The sequence below is a fragment of the Atribacter laminatus genome (genome assembly GCF_015775515.1).
Classification (GTDB): domain Bacteria; phylum Atribacterota; class Atribacteria; order Atribacterales; family Atribacteraceae; genus Atribacter; species Atribacter laminatus.
Window position 1 is genome coordinate 2,095,284 of record NZ_CP065383.1, and the last position, 20,593, is coordinate 2,115,876.

The following is a 20,593-nucleotide window of genomic DNA, read 5'->3' on the forward strand; positions in this document are numbered from 1 at the left end:
ATAGTTGACATGATTAGAATTCCGGAAGTTCTTAGATTTTTCAAAATACCAACTTTTTTAAAACATGGTTAAGAGGAGGGTCAGCCATGAGAAAATTTTTTCTCATTTCAATCATGATAGCTATTTCTCTGTTTTTCGTTCTTCAAAACGGATGGGTTTATGCCCAAAACCAATCCTCAACTGAAAACAATCAATCAGACTTGATTGAATTAGGATTGTCCTATCTCCGCCTAGGGATGTTTCAAGATGCCGTTCAAGCTTTAGAAGAAGGATTATCAAGTGACAAAAACAACAAAATAGGGTGGCAAAACCTGGCTGCTGCCTATCGAGCTCAAGGTTTCTACGATGAAGCCGAAAAAGCATATCAATCGGCACTGCAGTTGGACAATAAAGATCCTCGGGTTTGGTATGAAATCGGTAATCTTTACTATGATATGAGAGATTACCAGATGGCGATTGATGCTTATGGTAAGTCGATTTCCCTCAACAACAGCCAACCCGAAGTACATTATAACCTTGGAAATGTTTATTACGATCTGCAAGATTATGAAAAAGCCCGAGACGCTTATCTTAAAGCGGTTGAGATTGTACCAAAATATTTTGATGCCTTAAATAATTTGGGCAACGTTTATTATTATCTCAATCAAACTGAAGAAGCCGAAGAAGCCTATTTCGAAGCAGCTGCTGCCCAACCAGGAAGTCCTTTACCATATTATAATTTGGGTAATATTTATTATCGTAACCGGAATTACGACCTGGCCATTGAACAATATAAACAGGCTTTAGATTTAGATCCAGAATACCTTGATGCTTTAAATAATCTGGGAAATGCTCTTTCAGAGTTAGGAAATTCCGAAGCTGCTATTGAAGCCTATCAAAAAGTGATTGAGATTGATCCCTATTACGCCAATGCTTATTTTAATGCTGGTTTAGCCTACCGAGATTTAGGTGATTCTCAAAACGCAATCTTACAGTACCAAAAAGCTTTGCAAGTGGTTCCTGATGATGCTGAAATCTATTACGAATTAGCAAACGTTTATTATGATATGCAGGATTACCAAAAAGCCATTGAAAACCACACCAAGGCAGTAGAAATTGATCCCGAATACCTTGCAGCCTTTAACAATCTGGGTAATGTCTATGAAGCGATGGAAAACTATGAAAAGGCGCTGGAAGCATACGGAAAAGCAGTAGAAATTAACCCCAATTACACGACCAGCCTCTATAACATTGCTAATATTTACTATAACCAGGGAAATTATTACAAGTCGATAGATCCTTTCCTGAAGGTGGTTGAGTTAGATCCCCAAGATTACGAAGCTTGGAATAACTTAGGGAATTCCTATCTTGAAATTGGAAGATATTTGGCCGCGCTGGATTCTTATCGGAAGGCCTTACGAATCAAACCGGATTACGATATTTCTCATTATAATGTGGGATTGGTTTCGTTGAGACTGGATGACAAAGAAACAGCGATGAGAGAGTACGATTACTTATTGCCGATCAACAAAAAGTTAGCCGATTCCCTGATGGACGAAATTACCAGAAGGTCAAGAGAACCCGAAGCCGAGGCTCAAGAGTCAACCGAGTAAAATTAAAGGGGCAAGGGGGTATTGGCGAAAAACGCTTAGGGGGCGAGGGGGGAGATTTTTTTGGTTCCTTCTCCTTTGATGGGAGAAGGTCAGGATGAGGGTAAAAATTCAGATTGAGATCCAGGATAGGTGTTTTAAATTAAGTCTGGAAGAGGTGCTCAGGTTCCCCCCCTCACCTTCAGCCTTTCCCACCAGGGGAGAGGAAATTATGAGAAGAAAATCTCTCCCACCAGGGGAGAGGAAAACAAAGAAAAGAATTAAATACCCGGAAAAGATGAAAACAAGTAAAGTGAGAAAAAGTGGGAAGGAAAGGCAATTTTTTATTCGCTATTTGATATATGTGGATTATTTCCGCTTAGGGCTGCTTTGGTTGAAGGAGCAACCTGAGGAATCTTTTTTCCGATGACAAAGAGGACTCGGAAAAAAGTCATAGCTCCAACTATCATAGTCAAAAAGAAGGTTATGAAGCGCCAGAATAAAATGAATAAGCTGATTTTTTCCGGACCGGTTGAGGGAAGAAAAATCGAACTGATGGAAAGCTCGACCCCTCCCGATGCTCCAGGAGTTGGCAAAAAGCCGAAAACCAGGTAAAGAGGGATTTGATCGCCTAAAACTTGTTTTAAAGGAACATAAACTCCAAGTGATTGAAGAACAAAAAAGGCAACTGAAAAAAAACATACAAAATAAAAACTATAACCAACAATGTTTAAAATAAGGTATTGAGGCTTATTGATAAAGAGAATTCGAAAACCATTCTTAAAGTCAACAAAGAAATCATTAACCCATTTTAAAACACTATCTTCTGAAAATTTGATTTTGGGGAAATACCGATTGGCGAATCTCATTCCCCAGTGTGCTATGCGGTAAACCAAATCTAAACGATTTAAAAAAAAGAAGAGGAGAAAAATCAAAGTACTATAAAAAATAAGAAAAGAGTAGAGAAGATGGAGAAGGATACCTCGTAAGGCGAAATGGACACCGAGAACCAAAACTAAAAACAAAAGAAGAATTAAAAGAGTGACTTGATAGAGAATGCCACAAATAGCGGTCAGACAACCAGCTTCACCCCAGGTCATTCCAGACCGATTTAATATCAGCATTTCTGCCGGACTACCACCGGTAGCGGAGGGTGTTATTGAAGACATAAAATAACAGGATAAAACTCCAGTCAAACTATTCCGGTAAGAAATTGGCTTTCCCCAAGCGCGAGTGGTGAAGAATAAGCGAAGAGCATCGATTAACCAGGCAGCGATGATTGAAATAAAACCTCCAACCAGCCAGAGTGGCTGGAATTGAGATAAATTAATTGATATTCCCCGAAAGGATAAAATTAAAAAAATTGCAATAATGGTTCCTAAGCTGATGAAAACCGAGATGAGAATTTGTTTGATAATCTTTTGGGGATTGTAAGTTTGTCCATCTAGCATTTATCTCGTTCTCCTGTGTTTTGCTCAAAAGTCGTGATTATTATTTTTTGATAGCTGGTGGTAATCAGAATTCTAAAAGATTTTACCGTAATCGGTTTCTGACGAAAAGTCCCTTGAAAGATTTTTATGGATAATGATCGAGTATGATTGAACGGGATTTTTCTTTTAGCTCAAACTCTGATGATTTAATGTTTGGAGAGAATTGGTGAAGAACGCTGAGGGGGAGAGGGGGCGAGGGGGAGAAAAAGCAGAAAAGAAGGGGGCTCAGGATGACCGATTAAAGAATTCATATGATAATATTTTCGTGATGGACCCACAAGCCACTTTGGTGGAATCAGATGAGAATGAAAATCCAATATACGACATGCCATGGCATGTCGCTACATTAATTAAAGAACGGTCGCAATTCATTATGCCCCAACAATTTTCTATTCTTTTGTAGAGATTTGATTTATAAAGTCCATAATTGGGTTTACAGGATTGAATATTTCAGTAAAATTATGAAAATTAATAATCATAAATGAAAGGAGATTGTATGATTTACATCATCAACGACTCTCAAGATCCATATTTTAATTTAGCAAGTGAAGAGTACATCATGAATACATTTCAAGATAACGAAAAGTACTTGATGTTATGGCAAAACCGGCCATCAATCATCATTGGAAAACACCAAAACACCATTGAAGAAATCAACGGCGAATTTGTCCAAACCAACAATGTCGCCGTGGTGAGAAGATTATCCGGTGGAGGAGCCGTATATCACGATTTAGGCAACCTAAATTTTACTTTTATAGTGAAAGTTTCAGAAAATTCGTTGGATTTCGATTTTAAAAAATTTACTGAACCAGTAGTTGCCGCCTTAAATCGGATGGGGATTCCTGCTGAATTCAATAGTCGAAATGATTTGTCTATTGAAGGAAAAAAGTTTTCCGGAAATGCGCAATATATCCGAAAGGGAAAATGTCTTCATCACGGGACCTTGCTGTTTAATACTAATTTAGATCACCTGGAAATGGCACTGCGGGTATCAAGCGATAAAATAGAATCAAAAGGGATTAAGTCGATTCGGAGTCGAGTTACCAATATTTATCCCTATTTAAAAAGCCCTTGTTCGATAGAGGAATTTAAAAATTTACTTATAAATCAATTTTGTCTAATAAATGAAAAGATTCAGTCGATAAATTTTAGTGAAAGTGACCGTAAACAAATCGAGGAGCTAGCCAATAGCAAATACCGAACCTGGGATTGGAATTATGGTGAATCGCCATATTTTACCATTAAAAAATCTCAACGCTTTGAATTTGGTAAAATCGAAGCCTGGCTGGATGTAAATCAAGGGATAATTCGACAATGCAAATTTTATGGTGATTTTTTTGGAAGGGAAGATAAGGCTGATATTGAAAATTTATTGATTGGCAGCCGCTATGAGAGGAATGATATCACTTTTCAATTACGAGATATTCAGATTGGAAGCTATTTTCACGGATTGAATAATGAGCAGCTTATCAAACTTTTAATATCTTAATTGGTAAAGAGAGGAGCATGAATATGATTCGAACCAAATTGAGCAAGGTTAAAGAAATCAAAACCCCACACGGGAAAAAGGTCCGCTGGCTGATTTCAAAAGAAATGGATGCTCCCAATTTTGAAATGAGACATTTCACCATCACCGATGAGAGCCAACCTTCAGAAGAGGCTCATCCCTGGGAACATCAGGTTTACGTTCTTTCAGGAGAAGGAATCATAAAAAGTGGAGACACTGAAATCAAGGTCGAATCAGGAGATGCTATTTATATTGCTCCCAACGAACCGCATTTAGTTCAAAACCTTCCTCAACAAGAATTTACTTTTCTTTGCATCATCCCGGCCGGATGCGAAGATCGAGTAAAGAAGTAGGAATTTTTTAATTTACCAGTAGGAAGAAATCAGTCATATGGGATAATCATGGTTTGGTGTACCTGTGTTCTTCTTGATTACAGTTTAAGATATTGAGTTTCAGAATCAGGACGGAGAATGCCATTTCTCTCTATTTCTCTCAGCTGGTCCTATTCAGCAGAAAAAATTATCAACACTGGAGCAGCTGAAACGAGATTGGCATTAATTGGAAATCTGAGAACAGTCGTTGATGAAGCAGATGTTATTCAAGGAATCGATCAGGCTAAAGAAGACAACCTTATTTATCTCAAGTCATGGAAAAGGAAAGAATTAATGGAAAAGAAAAATATCCCGATTAAAACCATCATTATTCTTATGTTTGTAATACTAATGATAACAATTTCCGCCCTCATCGGATATATCGTCTATTCAAACTGGTCGTCTTCAATAAAACAATTTATAACCATTATGGTGAAAGATTTGAATGATGAGATTTACCATCAGGTGGAAACCTTTATATATGTGCCCGAACATATCAACCAGGTTAATAAAAGCTTCATCGAGGATGGTGTTGTTGATTTAAGGAATGTAGTTGAAAGAGAAAGTTATTTTGTTGGAGTATTGGAAAACCACAGCTCACAATCGATCTATAGCTTTAGTTACGGAACTGAGCAAGGTGAGTATTATGGAGCTCGGAGAAACATAAACAATGTCATTGAAATAATGAGGAATGACGTTAGTACTAATGGACATTCCTGGTATTATTCAGTTAATGAAGATAAAACTGCAGGTGAACGAGTGGTCGATGCTGGAAAATTTGACCCCCGGACCCGAGATTGGTATAAAGCAGCAAAAAAAACTGGGAAAGCAGTATTTTCACCGATATACAAGCATTTTGTAATGAATGACCTAACCGTATCGGTTGCTATGCCAATTTATAATAAGGAGAGGGAATTACAAGGAGTATTAGGTTCTCATGTTACATTATCAAGAATCAACAACTACTTGCAGGAAATTGTCCTGGATAAAAATGCCTATGCTCTTATTGTCGAGAAAGATACCGGTTATTTAGTTGCAAACTCATTCGAAATGGCTAACTTTACATTTCTTGAAGATGGAAGCATAAAAAGAGCCACGATCCAAGAAATAGAGAATCAAGCCATAACTCGAGCCCGAGAAAAATATAATATCGCTGAAAATAATAGTTTCGAAGTTGAAACCGGAGAAGATCGATTATTTGTTAATGTTTTAGAATTTAAAAAAGAAGGATTAGATTGGCTGATTTTAACTGCTATACCGGAAAGTTTATTCTTGCCAGTAGTAATAGAAAATATGAGATTAACCTTAATCCTGGCGATAACAGCCGTATTATTATCATTATTCATCTACCATAAGGTCGTCAAGAGTTACTTGAAACCTATTGAAAGTTTAATCGAGACCACCGCTCAATTTTCTCATGGCGACTTCTCCAAGAGGGTCCCTATTATGAGAAATGATGAAATAGGAGGAATTTCGAGGTCATTTAATGAGATGGCAGATACTTTGCAGACACTTTTTCATTCTCTGGAAGTTCAGGTGAAAAAACGGACCCATGAGCTGGAAGAAGCGAATAATGCTTTGAAGGAAAGTAAAGATCAACTGTACCTGATTTTAGATTCAACAGCCGAGGGAATCTACGGTATCGATAAGAATGGTAATTGTATATTTTGTAACACAAGCAGCTTGGAAATGTTGGGTTATAAAAGTCATGATGAACTGATTGGGAAGAATATGCATTGGCAGATTCATCATAGTCATCGAGACGGGACTCCAATGCCCATCGAAGACTGCAAGATTTTTAAAGCATTAAAAACTGGAAATGGTACCCGTGCTGATGATGAAGTATTTTGGAAAGCCGATGGAACCAGCCTTGCCGTTGAATACCATTCCTATCCTCAGTTTAAAGATGGAGAGTTGGTTGGTGCTGTAGTAACTTTTTTGGATAATACTGAGCGAAAAAGAAATGAAGACTATATTAAATATTTAAGTTACCACGACTCGTTGACCGGGCTTTATAATCGAATGTTTTTTGAGGAAGAAATGAGGCGGTTAAATACTGAAAGAAGCCTTCCTTTATCAATCATTTTCGGCGACGTTAATGGGTTGAAATTGACTAACGATATCTTTGGCCATACTGCCGGTGATGAGCTTTTGAGGAAAACCGCTGAGATATTAAGAAAAGTTTGCCGGGAAGAAGATATTATAGCTCGATTGGGTGGAGATGAATTTGCAATTTTGCTGCCAAAAACCAGCACTCAGGTTGCTCAGAAAATTATTGAGAGGATAAAAAATGAATTTTCGAAAGAACCTATAGGTGTCATTAAATATTGCATGTCAATGGGATATGATACCAAGGTCAAGGTAGGCAAGAGCATCGAAAGAACTTTGGAAAATGCTGAGGATATGATGTACAAGGAGAAAATGCTCAATCGGAAAACCATTGATTCCAGCATGATTCATACCATTATTGAAACCTTGCACAATTTTAGTGAACGAGAAAAGCAACATTCGATCAACGTAAGTGAATTATGTCAAAACATCGGTCGGGCAATGAAATTACCCGATCCGGAAATTCGAAAACTGAAAGAAGCCGGATATTTACATGATATCGGGAAAATAGTTTTAAATAATGAAATTCTCAAGAAAAAAGAGAAATTAACCGAAGAAGAAAAAAAGGAAATGCAACAGCATCCGGTTGTTGGGTATAGGATTTTAAATTTGTTTGGCGAAACCTTGGATATAGCTGAAGGCGTTCTCCACCACCATGAAGGGTGGGATGGATCGGGTTATCCAAAAGGCTTGAAAGGCGAAGAAATTCCCAAATTGGCAAGAATTATTAAGGTAGCCGAAAGTTACGATTCGATGGTAAACAAACATCAATACCATCATATGAGCCATGAGGAAGCATTAAAAGAAATTGAAGCAAAATCAGGAATACTCTATGACCCAGAAATTGTGAAGATATTTGTCCAGACTATGAAGGACGACCAACTATCACCATCTGAAAAATATAAATAAATTTTTAAAAAAAGGAATGCTTCATTAACTTATTTTGGTGACAAAATTTTTTCCTCATTTTTCCTCGACTGGCTACGACTGAAGATGATAAATTATAATATATATAGAGGAATGTATAGATTGGGAAAAATGGCTATAAATTTTTAATCAAGGAGATCACTTACTATGAGGGATCAAGTTATTCGAGCTATTCGAAGAAATCATCCCGACTATGTTCCTTTGATCATCTGGAACCAAGACTATGATCAATCGGATATTGTTTATGGAGAAATACAAAAACATTTTTTAGGAGAAAACCGAGACTACTCGGAATGGGGCTTTTTTTGGTCAAGGAAAGACGAGACCATGGGTCAACCGCGAGACCCCTTGATTACAGATTGGAATGAGATCGATAAACTTGAGCCACCACTTTTGGACTTACCCGGTCGATTTGATGAGCTCTTTGAAAAGAAAAAGACCTATCCGGAAAAATTTCTCATGGCCAGTTTGGCTTTGTCGGGATTTACCACGATGACTTTTTTAGCCCGCTTTGAAGAAGTATTGATTCATTTGTCCACCCAATCTCGACTACTGGAGCGATTGATCGATGTGGTGTTTGGTTTTGAAGAAAATTTAATACAGGAAGTCTCGAAATGTGGTGTGGATGCTATTGCTTTTTTGGATGATTGGGGCACTCAAAACGGTTTGATGATTTCTCCTGATCAGTGGAGAAAAATTTTCAAACCTCGATACCAGAAACAGTTTGATTTAGCTCACCAACAAGGGATGTATGTTTATTTTCATACTTGCGGATATATTTACCCGATCATTGCAGATTTTATCGAGATTGGAGTCGATGTTCTCAATATCAGTCAACCCAATCTCTATGATATTCCCCAAATGGGAAGAGATTTTGGGGGAAAGGTTTGTTTTTGTTGTCCAGTGAGTTATCAAACTACCGGAATATCAGGAAATCCTTCAGAAATTGAACAATATACCGAATATTTATTTGAACACCTGGGCAGGTTTAATGGAGGATTGATTGGTTACGCTGAAGAATATCATTCGATTGGAATGAGCGAGGAGAACTATCAAGCCAGCATTCAAGGATTTAAGAAATTACGCTATGTATAAAGAAAAAGGAAGCAGCGCTTTTTTTTAAGTTAAAAAAACGAGGTCATAGATATGATTGGTGTTTCTCAAGAAGCTGCCTATTGGGTGGCAATTGCTCACCTTCCAAATTGGAGCAGAGAAAAAATCAATAATTTTTTTGACCGATTATTGAGGAATCATTTTGCTTTTCATGACTTTTTTGCTTTGAAACCCGAAGAATGGGAAAGTCTTTTTCATTTTTCCCGAGAAGAAATAGTAATTTTTCAATCATTACAAGAAAAACTTCCGTATTATACAATCATTACCCAAAAAATCTCTGAACAAGGCTTTGATATTATCCCAGTTCATTCCAATTTTTATTCAGTGCATTTACGAGAAAAACTGGGAAAATCTCATGCTCCGACTCTCTTTTATACCAAAGGAAACACTGATCTTTTTAATGCACCTGCAGCATGTATTTTAGGCTCGAACCGCAGTTCGGGAAATGGGCTCATATTTATACAGAACCTTATTCGACGTTTTGTCCGAGAAGAAGTTGCTTTGATAACCAGCTTTGAACCTGGTTATCATCGTTATATTCTCAATTTATGCCTTCAATTTGGAGGGCGAGTATTAGTTATACTGGACCAGGGAGTTCTGTCGTTAAAAAGACCGCTGGATGATTTCGATCAATACGTTATGAATGGCCAAGTGCTATTCCTCAGCACTATCTTTCCAAAAAATAACAATGGGAAGAAGTGGGCTTTGCAGAGGGATTTACTGCAATATGGATTAGCTAAGGACATCTACATTGCTGACGCTCTTGAGAAAAGACAAATATGGCGGTGGATTTTGAGAGGATTAAGGCAAAATAAGACCTTTTTTGTCAGATATCCCGAAGAAAACGAAAAAAGCGCCAATCGTTTTTTTATCGCTAATGGCGCGGTTCCAGTTGATCTCAATGGAAGAATTATCAATAAATCTGATTGATAAATATTTACAGGAGGTTTAATTATGATGCATCCAAGAAACAAATTTCTCTCTTATTTCTGGATAATTTCTTTGACTTTATTGTTAGTGATAATAAGTTTTCCTGTTAATGGAAAGGAACTTGTCGGACTTCCTCAAATTGAACTCAATGATAATGATTTAATCTCAGCTATAGTCGATCGCCAAGCAGAGCGGCAGTTTTCAACTGAACCAATAGCGCTGAAGGACTTGGCTCTAATTCTCTGGGCGGGAAATGGAATAAAAAGCCCTCAGGTTGATAGCGTTTCTCATGCTACTCGAACCATTCCCTCAGCCATGGGAATCTATCCCATTGATGTATATGTATTTGCCATACAGGTTGAAGGCCTCCCATCCGGCATTTACCTGTACATGCCGGATAAACATGCCCTCCAAGAAATACCGAGCATCAATGTGGCTGAAGCATTAACCAAAATAACCAATCAAAGAGCAGTTCAGAATGCCTCTGTGGTTTTTTTAATCGCTTTTCATCAAGAAAAGTCTTCCCGAATGAATGAAAAGTTCGCTTACTTTGAAGCTGGCGAAGTGGCTCAAAATATCAGTTTGATGACAGTAGAGCGTGAGCTGGGAAGCTATGTTATTGGTATGTATTACCAAGAAAAGATAATCGAGGTTCTTAAAGAAGAAAATATTGAACCGATTGTATTGATGGCGGTGGGAAAACCATTGCTATAAGGTGTGGAATAAAAAAAACCGCGGTTTAAGACTCATTTCCTTCTTGACCGCGGTTTTTTTAATGATTTTTACCGGATATAATCTTTAGAGAGAACTTCAATTTGTTCAATTTTTTCCGGGCTATCGATCAGAAATCCACCGGTTTTTACGGTTGGTAAGAAACCGTAAAGTTTGTAATGATAGAGGACCAATACACCATAGAAACCGGCAAGATATTGTTGTGAATCAATTGCAGCAGTCATGTAGCCTTCTTTTAACCCAACCAGCGTTCCTGGGGTCATATCGAAACCACCAGCAATGACTTCACCAGGCTGTCTTCCAACCGCTTTCAAGGCATCAGTTAAACGATCAGTTACGATTCCGCCCAAACCGATTATAAAGGTGGCTTCGGGATGGGAAATGAGATAAGAAGTCAACCTTTGCTCAACGGTAGTCATTTCCAAGCCACCGGCATCGATGATTTCTGATGAAGTGATGCCAAATTCTTCCATAGCCTTTTTAACACCATCGGAACGAACGACACCGTACATCGCTCCTGGAACTTCAACTGACATCGCTACATGAGCTTGGCTGAGGTCTAATCCTTTCTTTTTCCCTTCTTCAAAGAGCCGCATTGCCAAATCATAACCGGCTTTAAATTCATCCTGCCCAATATAAGTTAAGCGTGAGTTTCCTCTATCACCTTCGGTATCATCATTATCGATGGCTACTACCGGAATACCTTTGGCTAAAGCCTCTTCCACTAATTTATCCCAAACCGTATCATCATTAATGACCAGGGCAATTCCATCAACATTCATAGCAACTGCTTCTTGCATCCTTTTTTGTTGTAGGGCAAGATCACCACCAACCAAATCGAAATCCACTTTGCAGTTGAGCAATTTTGCTGCATCCTGAGCCCCTTTAACGACGACTGCCCAAAAGGGGTCGTCACCTCCGTGGGTTACAAAGCGGAAATACAACTCTCCTGGTTCACTTTCCTGGGCATAGACTGCCGTTCCCAAAACCAAAGCCAACACAAGAAAGAGTGAAATAACGATAAATTTTTTAAGCATTCTTATCCCCCCTAACTATTGATATTTATTATTGTGCCATATTTTCATTTTTTTGCAAACCTGGGAATAATGGAAAGCCAGGAGACGAGGGCAAGATAAAGAGGACTGACTACTTGTTATAGCGGTATGTCCCTTTTAAATATTTTCAAGCTTCGCTATAATAAATATATGTGTGGTCGATTTGCCCTGATTATTACTCCGGCGGAATTAGAAAAAATATTTGGATTGAGATTGGATGAGGAATTCAATCCCCGATATAATATTGCTCCCAGCCAAACTGTGCCAGTAATTACCTATCAAGAAAAAGATAAAAAGAAAAAGATTTCTATCATGAAATGGGGGTTAGTTCCATCTTGGGCCAAAGATCCCTCGATCGGAGATCGGATGATTAATGCCCGTTCCGAAACCATTCAAGAAAAACCTTCTTTTCGCAGCGCTTTTCAGAGGAGAAGAGCACTAATACCCACCAGTGGTTTTTTTGAATGGAAGCAAGAAGGAAATGCCAAAAATCCCTATTTTATTGGAATGCAAGAAATGGAAACCTTTGCTTTTGCTGGTTTATGGGAAAGATGGGTGCACGATAATAATTTTTTAGAAACATTTACTATACTAACCACCGAAGCAAATAAATTGATCCATCCAATCCACAACCGCATGCCGGTAATTATACCGGAAAAAGCTTACGATAGGTGGCTTAGTCCTTCTACTGAGCTTTCTCATTTAATCCCCCTATTAGCACCTTATTCCGAAAATAAAATGGAAGCCTACCCCATATCAAAATTGGTTAACAACCCCAAAAACGATGTTCCTGAAATTCTAGAAAGATTTAGATAATGTTTAACACCCTTTTTTTAGAACTGTCCCCCCCAATTCCATTTCTCGAAACCTAATGGAGATGAAAACCTAAGATTCGACTTGTGTGCCTTGGCAGGTTGCTTCATTAATCGAGTGTGATAAAGGCTGAGGGGGCGATAGGGAGAGGGGGTGAATGAAAGAAGAATTAAAGGATAAAAGAAAAAATTAAAAGATGAGGACCTCACGATGAAAAGTACCAATCCGGAGAGCACCTTTTTTAAAAGTCTTTGGTAGGGGTTTAATTTATCATGCCCAAGTTAAATCCGTCATTGCGAGGAGGTCAATAGTATTTTGGTTGAACGACGTGGCAATCTCATTTAGAAAAATATTTTTATTGATATTCCTTTCTCATTTTCTGAGAATAACCAGGAAAAACCGAAAAACACCCTCCCCGTCGCAAATCGGTACCCCTCCAAGGAGGGAATTGTTGAATTCATTCTTCCTCGTTTTTGTTTGTTCGCTTTTTTTATTCATTTCTGATTTTTGGTTAGATATTTTTGCTTCATAGTAGCACCAAATGAGAATGAAAATACCTATTCATAGGCGTCATTCTGAGGAGTCCGGTATATTTTACCGGACAAAGTGAGAATCTCATTCTTTTAAAGTTTCTATAAAGAAAAAATTTAAAAAGATGAGACCGTCAATCTATTTTTAGAAACAGTTTATGAAATGAGATTCAAATAATAAAATATTTTAAAAATAAAGGAGGAAAGTCAATGACCAGCCGAAAAACCTGGACTGAAGAAATTGAAGTCAATGCCCGCGACATAATTGAAAAAATTAAGGAACTTATTCAAGAAGGGAATGTCCGGCGATTAATTATTAAAAAAGAAAATGGTGATCTTCTTTTAGAAGTTCCCTTAACTGCAGGTGTGGTTGCTGGAGGATTAGTAACCTTAGTAGCTCCGGTTCTAGCAGCACTGGGAGCAATGGCAGCTCTTTTAACCAAAGTAAAGTTTGAAATTGTAAGAGTCAAAGAAGAAAATACTGATGATAAGAAAGATGATGAAGATAAAGAACAATAAATGATAACCAGGAGGGAAAAGTTTAATGGCTTCAACGAAAATCAAGAGCTTAGTTTGCTATTATTCACTGGATGGGAATTCTCGGCATATTGCTAAAGCAATTCAACAGAAACTTGATGCTGATATTTTAGAGTTGCGAATTAAAAGTCCCTATAAATATAAAGGTTTTTTAAAATATTTTGTTGGTGGTATGCAGGTCATTTTTCGCAGCCGACCTCCTCTTCTCCCTCTGGGAAAAGACTTCCGGGATTACCAACTGATTATTTTTGGGACTCCAGTATGGGCGGGAAGCTATGCGCCGGCGTTTCGGACACTTTTTAACTCTATAGAATTCAAAAAGAAAAAAATAGCCTTGTTTGCTTGTTGTGGGGGGAAAGCTGGGAAAACGTTTGATAATTTTAAAAAGGTTTTAAAAGGGAATGAGTTTTTAGGAGAGATAGAGTTTCAAGAACCATTAAAAAAAGATTCAAATGGAGCCAAGGAAAAAGCCCAACGCTGGGCTCAGGAAATGCACGGAAAGGCAAAAAGTGATTCCTGAGGAAACCGTGACTTTCTTCTCCCTTGATGGGAGAAGGTGGGGATGAGGTGAAAACCAAGAATTCGACATGCCATGGCATGTCGCTACATTAATCGGGCTCAATAAATTGCGCCCCTACATTTTAAATTCTTTTGTGGTGGCTTGATATATTATGCCCGTGAATCTCCAATGTAGAATAATTTAAAAATAAATAAATAAATAAAGGAAGAAAATTGCTTTGTGAATAAAGAAGAACGAAAAAGTATTTATTTAAAAGGCAGGGGTTCAGATATGGATGATCTTTCAACTTATCAATTGAATAGAAAAAGAAGCGATGGATTCCTGTTTAAAAGAATCATTAAACTTTTTGAAATTTCATTTCTTTGTGGAATATTCTTCCTCAATATTTGGCCAGCTTATAGTCAGGAGAAAGAAAGTTTTGATTATCAAGGTTTCCAACCTGCTAAACAGGGAGAAGAGATACCAAATTTTCCCATGGTTATTGAATACCTTTCTATAATGAATAAAACTGAGCTTTCTCCAGCCTCAATTTACCAGGTTCACCTTGAGCCAACTACTCAACAATATGATTTCATGATTTTGTTGGTTCATGATTTGTCGGCTTCTATTTATGGATTTACCAATAATTATCAAGAGGTTGATCTCTTAGCTACCTTTTCCAACGCAACAATCAATGATGTCAAAATCGTGATTTGTGAAAAGGAAAATCAAATCCATCTTTGGAGTCAAGCACCCTTTTCGGCTATGGAACAAGAAGTAGTTTTAGAGTGGGATGGAAATAATTTAATTGAAAAGTTAAGAAAGCATTCCGACCCGACTTTAGAGGTTTTAGAACTACAAAAAAGATATATTGAAATTGGAGAATGGGATAAAGTAGCCATCCCCGAAGAACTCGATCTCCAATATCCAAATTTCTATTCCGACTTCAACCGAATGGGAATATATGCACTGCAAACGGCACATCAAATTGCTTTGGAAAAATATAAAAATAAATCATTATCGGAAGCAGTAGAAGCAATGGAATGGGGTATTCATTTTTATTTTAATGCTTATCCCTACTCAAAAACTCATTCCGAAATCATTTTTAATCTTCAAAATATTGAAAATATATCGGTCGAGGATTTAGCTAATTTTTATTTGACCCCCATCGAATCATTATCTTTGGAAGAGATTGCCTTGTATCTGAATGATTATGCTTTTTTTCTCTCGGAAATAGATCAAAATCAAAAAGCCGAACCTATTCTTCAAAAAGTTATTGAATTCAATCCCAACCGAGTCGTGGTATATATTAATATTGGTGATGTATGCTGGAACTTAGGAGAACAGGAAAAAGCTCGTGAGTATTATCAAAAATATGTCGAATTACTGGGAGCGGATAATCCACGAATTCCAGCTCGAGTCAAAGAAAGGATAAGTATGAAGAATTGAAGATATACCTGGAAGTCATTAAAAAAAGCGACATACCGAATCTGCAAATTTTATTGATTAAATGTTCTGAATTTTTGACTTTTCAAGATGAACATCCGGTTGAACCAGATTCGGCTGAGAAACTATTTTATGACCATCCGGAAGGTTATGATATTTCTTCGAAAAGAGTCTATGGGATATATTTAAAAGAAAACCACCAGCTAATTGGTGTGGTTGATCTACTCTTTTATTATCCAGATACAACGAGCGCTTGTATCGGGCTCCTTATGCTTGATCCAGACTACCGAAATTCTGGTTTAGGAAAAGAAGCCTATTTAATGGTTGAAAAGGAAATACTTAAAAATTCAATGATAAAAATTCGTCTGGGAGTATTAGAAGGAAATATACAAGGCTTTTATTTCTGGGAAAAAATGGGATTTACCCTTACTGGCGAAAGGAAACCCTATTTATCCAAATATTTCCAAGTTATGGAGAAAAATGTATCTTGAATAGGCATTCATACCTTTTTCATTACACCAGGTGAGGATGATAATCCACAAGATTCGACACCATGGCAGGTCACTTTATTAATAGGGTGCGATAAAGGCTGAGGGAACGAGGGGAAGAATTGTTTACCATCTTTCGCCATTGAAGGGGTATTCAAGGAGGGTCTCCATTATCCATTTTAATTTGATCGCCTTTCGCTCTTTTTGATATCTAACAAAAAAGACAGTTATTCTCTCCCTTGACATAAAAAATTTTTTTATGTTAATATTTTAACGTTAAAATAATCGGATGTAGAAGATACCAACCAGTCATTTCCAACTAAATGATCTTGGGATCTTTTTTCAAGATTGTGAAATGAGTATTCGAAAAGCAAAGAATAATGCAAGGTCAGTGCTTATTTTCCTCCTTTATATACACTCAGAACCGCCAACAAACAAAATTTAAATTTTTAGTCATTGAAAATAATCATTTATTTTTAAAATTAAAAAATTAGAACTTAAAGTCTGAAGGTGAGAAGATGAAAATTGACGTTCATGGACATATTGGTTCGGTTAATCTACACCCCAATTGGACAGCCAATGCAAAACAAGTTAGTGAAATGACCCAAAAATCCGGTGTCGATCATTGTTTTGTCTCTTCAGCAATGAGCATCATGTATGATACCTGCCAAGGAAACGATGAAGTTTTTGAAGCCGTTCAAAATTTTGACAATCTTTGGGGCTATATGGTAGTCAATCCATTTTTCCCTGAATCTTTTCGTTATCTGGATTATATTGGAAAAGAAAGAAAAATTGTTGGATGTAAAATACATCCCGATTATCATGGTTATGATCTGTCTTCATCAATGGGAAGAGACTTAGTAAGAAGAGTTGTTGACCATACCTCCCTCATTTTGTTTCATACTTCTTGCATGGCCGGGACCGGTTTTTCCAGGATTGAAACCATCGGTGAGTTGGCTTCAAAATATTCCCAAACGACATTTATATCAGCTCATTTGGCTGGATTATATCAAAATCCCTTGTATCCTTACTACATTAATTATTCTGGATTAGAAGAAGCAGCCCAAATGAATCTTCCGAATCTACTCATTGATACTTCCAGCTTTTGGATATATGCCTATCCTGGTGTCATGAAAAGAATTGTTGAAATAGTTGGAGTTGATAAGTTAGTTTTTGGTACGGATATTCCTATTCAATCGGATATGCAAATTCGTTTTAAAATTATTGCCATCGATAGCTTGGAGCTTCCCCAAGCCGATAAAGATAAGATATATGCAGGGAATATCCAAAAGGCAGTTCAAAGATTAAAGGAAATTATTTAATTTTTAAATTTAAAATTAAGGAGGAAAGAAAATGTTTCAATTAAAAAATGAATTAATTATTTGGCTATTGGTTATTTTAATCGTGGGTGCATTTTCTACTCAACTTCTAGCGGCTGAGAAAATTGTGATCAATGAAATGATGTTTTCCGGTGCTGCCCAGGAAGTATTGATTGAGCAGGCAAAACGGTTTATGGAAGAAAATCCTGATATTGAAGTAAACATCACTTGGGTTGATTATGCTTCATTGCATGAAAAAATGATGACTGAATTGGTTGGTGGTACCGGTAGGTATGACGTAATGGCTGCCATAACCGATTTTATGCCGGAATTTATAGGCGGCGGCTATCTTGAACCACTCGATAGCCTAATTGAAAAGGACCCTCCTGAAGGATGGCCAGATGATTTTCCTGATTCGTTATTGAGATATCAAAAAGATACCGATGGAAAAATTTATGGTTTGCCTTGGTGGGATGGACCAGTCATGTTTTATTATCGAAAAGATCTCTTTGAAAACCCTCAAGAGAAAGAAAATTTCCAAAAGGAATATGGTTATGAGCTCAATCCACCAATGACCTGGAAAGAGTTTTTAGATATTGCTCAATTCTTTACTCGAGATACCGATCAAAATGGGACGGTTGATTTTTATGGAGCGGTTCAGGGTGCCCGTCAGGGAGGACAAAATTTAGTCTATGATGTCCTGTTGATGCTTTTTACCAATGGGATTGAAATCCTTGATGAAAACTTCAAACCGGTATTTAATACTGAAGCTGGAGCTGAAGCCATTCAATTCTACGCTGATTTAATGAATAAATATAAGGTTTCTCCTCAAGCATCGACAACTTATGATGTTCCAGAAAGTGGGGATTTCTTTTTAAATGGAAATTGTGCTATGCACTGGAACTGGGCTCATATCGCTGGTTTTGCTGAGGACCCCGAGAAATCAAAGATTGTTGGGAATTGTGGCTATAGCCTCATGCCTAAGGGAGAAAATGGAAGCAACAAATCCCTCATTTCCTATTGGACCTATGCCATACCGAAAGCCAGCAAGAATAAAGAAGCTACTTATAAATACATAAAGTTTATAACTTCAAAAGAGATGGATAAACTGATGGTCGAATATTATGGTCAACCAGTGAGGCTTTCGACCTGGAACGATCCTGGATTTGTGGAAAAGTACCCCTTCTTCCCTTGGATAGCGAAAACCCATGAAGATATTGGTGTTGTACCTCAGGTTCCTGAATTTACTCAGATTAATGATGTTCTTCAGATTGCCGCATCAAAGGTAATTGCTCAGCAGACAGATGCCAAGACTGCGTTGGATGAGGCTGCCCAAATGATAGAACAGATCATGAGGGAGCAAGGCTACTACGATTAAATTTTTATAGCAGAGCCACCCGAGGTATTGATCCTTCGGGTGGCTCCATAAATGACTTCGTAAAAATTGGAGACTGTTTCCCATGATTCAGCTCAATAAACACTTTGATAAAACTATGTTGGTGTTACCAGCTGCTTTGTTTCTCATTCTATTTTCAATTTATCCGCTTATTTTTTCCTTCCGATTGGTTTTTTTCAAATGGTTTCTAAATAAACCAAATCCTCCTTCATTTATAGGGTTGAGTAACATCCAAAATATATTGTTAGATACCCGATTTTGGAATTCTCTCCGAGTCACTTTGGTCATTTTATTAATTGCAGTAACCGTAGAAACGCTGGCTGGTCTATTCTTATCACTGCTTTTTAGGGACAAAGTGTATGGAAAGAGAATAATAATATCTCTTTTGATGATACCTATAATGATATCTCCCATGGTTATTGGTATCATCTGGAGATTTATCCTTAACCCCGAAATTGGGATCGCCAACTATATTTTAAAAATGATTGGTTTACAACCATTGGTTTGGTTGGGAGATATCAAATATGCACTTTCTACGATTATCCTTATAGATATCTGGCAATGGACACCTTTTATGTTTATTATTTTTCTTTCTGGAATGCAGGGGATATCACCCAATCTCTACGAAGCTGCTGAAGTCGATGGAGCATCGGAGTGGGGGCTTATTCGATTTATAACCATTCCGATGCTTAAACCCATAATGTATATCGGTATTTTAATCCGGAGTATTGATTCTTTTAAAATGTTTGATTTGGTATATATTCTGACTCGAGGCGGACCGGTTAATTCCACCGAAACAGCCAGTTTATATATTTACAAAACTGGATTTAACTTTTTTAATATGGGAAAAGCAAGCACGATGTCTTACATTTTATTGATAATAATGACATTTTTGATACAAAGATTTATTGGTAAAAAGGAAATAGTATGAGAAAAACATCCATAACTCTCAACGTGATTCGGTATCTGGTAATTATATTCATGGTTTTTTTAGTGATATCGCCATTTTTATGGATTATCAGTACTTCACTGAAATCAAGACTGGAAATTAATAATCCAGAACCAATCATTTTCTTTAAGCCATCTCTTCAAAATTATTATGATGCTTTCCAAAAATCCAATTTTGGGAAAAACTTTTTTGATTCAATAACGGTCAGCTTTGGGAGTCTGCTTCTTTCCTTGTTACTGGGTGTGCCGGCTGCTTATGGTATTGGCCGACATCAGGTAGGGGGAAAACGTTTTTCGTTTTGGATTTTATCGACTCGTATGATTCCGCCAGTTGCCGTTGCACTTCCTCTTTACATTTTATATCGAGATTTTAAGCTGCTTGATAGTCATTTGGGCTTGATTTTTTCCTATACGCTTTTTAACCTTTCTTATATCGTTTGGATGATGGCCGGGTTTATCAGAGAAATACCCAAAGAACTGGACGAATCGGCGATGTTGGATGGCTGCAATGTCTGGCAAACCTTATATCGAATTATACTTCCTATTATTGGACCGGGTTTAGTTGCAACCAGCATTTTTTCTTTAATTATCTCCTGGAATGAGTTTTTAATGGCACTGATTCTGACCTCGATTAATGTTCGAACGTTGCCAGTTGCCATAGCTACTTTTGTTACTGATCGGGAAATACTATGGGGACAGATGAGTGCTGCTGGGGTTCTATCAATAATTCCGGTTATTATTTTTACTATGATTATTCAGAAACAACTTATCCGCGGCTTAACTCTGGGAGCTATAAAAGAATAAAAAAAGAGTAG

At 37.3% G+C, this 20,593-nt stretch carries 19 protein-coding genes; 17 read left to right on the forward strand and 2 right to left on the reverse strand.

Annotated features, from left to right (window positions below):
* Positions 1-86 precede the first annotated feature (86 nt).
* On the forward strand, positions 87-1,592 hold the full coding sequence (locus RT761_RS09425) for a tetratricopeptide repeat protein (protein WP_218111169.1): 1,506 nt from the start codon (positions 87-89) through the stop codon (positions 1,590-1,592).
* Positions 1,593-1,912: 320 nt separating this feature from the next.
* On the opposite strand, the gene RT761_RS09430 is transcribed toward RT761_RS09425, so the two are convergent.
* Positions 1,913-3,019, reverse strand: a complete 1,107-nt coding sequence (locus RT761_RS09430) for a lysylphosphatidylglycerol synthase transmembrane domain-containing protein (RefSeq protein ID WP_218111170.1) — start codon at positions 3,017-3,019, stop codon at positions 1,913-1,915.
* Between the two features lie 205 nt (positions 3,020-3,224).
* Here RT761_RS09430 and RT761_RS09435 point away from each other — a divergent pair, with 205 nt between their 5' ends.
* From RT761_RS09435 to RT761_RS09465, 7 genes are all read left to right on the forward strand, one after another.
* Positions 3,225-3,461 carry a hypothetical protein gene (locus RT761_RS09435; RefSeq protein WP_218111171.1) on the forward strand — a complete coding sequence of 79 codons (237 nt, stop codon included), beginning with the start codon at positions 3,225-3,227 and terminating at the stop codon, positions 3,459-3,461.
* A 93-nt stretch (positions 3,462-3,554) separates the two neighbouring features.
* Positions 3,555-4,547: a lipoate--protein ligase gene (gene lplA, locus RT761_RS09440; protein ID WP_218111172.1), complete on the forward strand. Its 993-nt coding sequence runs from the start codon at positions 3,555-3,557 to the stop codon at positions 4,545-4,547.
* A 23-nt stretch (positions 4,548-4,570) separates the two neighbouring features.
* The gene (locus tag RT761_RS09445; protein ID WP_218111173.1) at positions 4,571-4,918 is read left to right on the forward strand and encodes a cupin domain-containing protein; all 348 of its coding nucleotides are present in this window, start codon (positions 4,571-4,573) and stop codon (positions 4,916-4,918) included.
* 117 nt (positions 4,919-5,035) lie between these two features.
* Entirely contained in the window at positions 5,036-7,954 is a 2,919-nt protein-coding gene (locus RT761_RS09450; RefSeq protein ID WP_218111174.1) for an HD domain-containing phosphohydrolase, read from the forward strand.
* A gap of 165 nt (positions 7,955-8,119) precedes the next feature.
* Positions 8,120-9,067: a uroporphyrinogen decarboxylase family protein gene (locus RT761_RS09455; RefSeq protein ID WP_218111175.1), complete on the forward strand. Its 948-nt coding sequence runs from the start codon at positions 8,120-8,122 to the stop codon at positions 9,065-9,067.
* Positions 9,068-9,118: 51 nt separating this feature from the next.
* Positions 9,119-10,015, forward strand: coding sequence for a DNA-processing protein DprA (locus RT761_RS09460; protein WP_218111176.1), 897 nt, complete (start codon positions 9,119-9,121; stop codon positions 10,013-10,015).
* Between the two features lie 24 nt (positions 10,016-10,039).
* A complete protein-coding gene (locus RT761_RS09465) occupies positions 10,040-10,729 on the forward strand; it encodes a SagB/ThcOx family dehydrogenase (RefSeq protein WP_218111177.1) in 690 nt (229 codons plus the stop codon).
* 68 nt (positions 10,730-10,797) lie between these two features.
* Here the strand turns inward: RT761_RS09465 and RT761_RS09470 are convergent, their stop codons facing one another.
* Positions 10,798-11,784: a substrate-binding domain-containing protein gene (locus RT761_RS09470; protein ID WP_218111178.1), complete on the reverse strand. Its 987-nt coding sequence runs from the start codon at positions 11,782-11,784 to the stop codon at positions 10,798-10,800.
* A 126-nt stretch (positions 11,785-11,910) separates the two neighbouring features.
* Between RT761_RS09470 and RT761_RS09475 the strand changes: the two genes are divergently transcribed.
* The 9 genes from RT761_RS09475 (at position 11,911) to RT761_RS09515 (ending at position 20,582) form a co-directional block, all read left to right on the forward strand.
* Entirely contained in the window at positions 11,911-12,618 is a 708-nt protein-coding gene (locus RT761_RS09475; protein ID WP_218111179.1) for an SOS response-associated peptidase, read from the forward strand.
* Positions 12,619-13,355: 737 nt separating this feature from the next.
* On the forward strand, positions 13,356-13,664 hold the full coding sequence (locus RT761_RS09480; protein ID WP_218111180.1) for a DUF4342 domain-containing protein: 309 nt from the start codon (positions 13,356-13,358) through the stop codon (positions 13,662-13,664).
* Between the two features lie 25 nt (positions 13,665-13,689).
* Complete coding sequence (locus RT761_RS09485; RefSeq protein WP_218111181.1) at positions 13,690-14,202, forward strand: flavodoxin family protein; 513 nt, start codon at positions 13,690-13,692, stop codon at positions 14,200-14,202.
* Positions 14,203-14,421: 219 nt separating this feature from the next.
* The gene (locus RT761_RS09490; protein WP_218111182.1) at positions 14,422-15,630 is read left to right on the forward strand and encodes a tetratricopeptide repeat protein; all 1,209 of its coding nucleotides are present in this window, start codon (positions 14,422-14,424) and stop codon (positions 15,628-15,630) included.
* Positions 15,627-16,118 carry a GNAT family N-acetyltransferase gene (locus RT761_RS09495; RefSeq protein WP_218111183.1) on the forward strand — a complete coding sequence of 164 codons (492 nt, stop codon included), beginning with the start codon at positions 15,627-15,629 and terminating at the stop codon, positions 16,116-16,118. The genes RT761_RS09490 and RT761_RS09495 overlap by 4 nt, the downstream gene beginning before the upstream one ends.
* Before the next feature lie 515 nt (positions 16,119-16,633).
* Complete coding sequence (locus RT761_RS09500; RefSeq protein ID WP_218111184.1) at positions 16,634-17,437, forward strand: amidohydrolase family protein; 804 nt, start codon at positions 16,634-16,636, stop codon at positions 17,435-17,437.
* A gap of 31 nt (positions 17,438-17,468) precedes the next feature.
* Positions 17,469-18,812 carry an ABC transporter substrate-binding protein gene (locus tag RT761_RS09505; protein WP_218111185.1) on the forward strand — a complete coding sequence of 448 codons (1,344 nt, stop codon included), beginning with the start codon at positions 17,469-17,471 and terminating at the stop codon, positions 18,810-18,812.
* Between the two features lie 82 nt (positions 18,813-18,894).
* A complete protein-coding gene (locus RT761_RS09510; protein WP_218111186.1) occupies positions 18,895-19,761 on the forward strand; it encodes a carbohydrate ABC transporter permease in 867 nt (288 codons plus the stop codon).
* Positions 19,758-20,582 carry a carbohydrate ABC transporter permease gene (locus RT761_RS09515; protein WP_218111187.1) on the forward strand — a complete coding sequence of 275 codons (825 nt, stop codon included), beginning with the start codon at positions 19,758-19,760 and terminating at the stop codon, positions 20,580-20,582. Before RT761_RS09510 ends, RT761_RS09515 begins: the two co-directional genes overlap by 4 nt.
* Positions 20,583-20,593 lie beyond the last annotated feature (11 nt).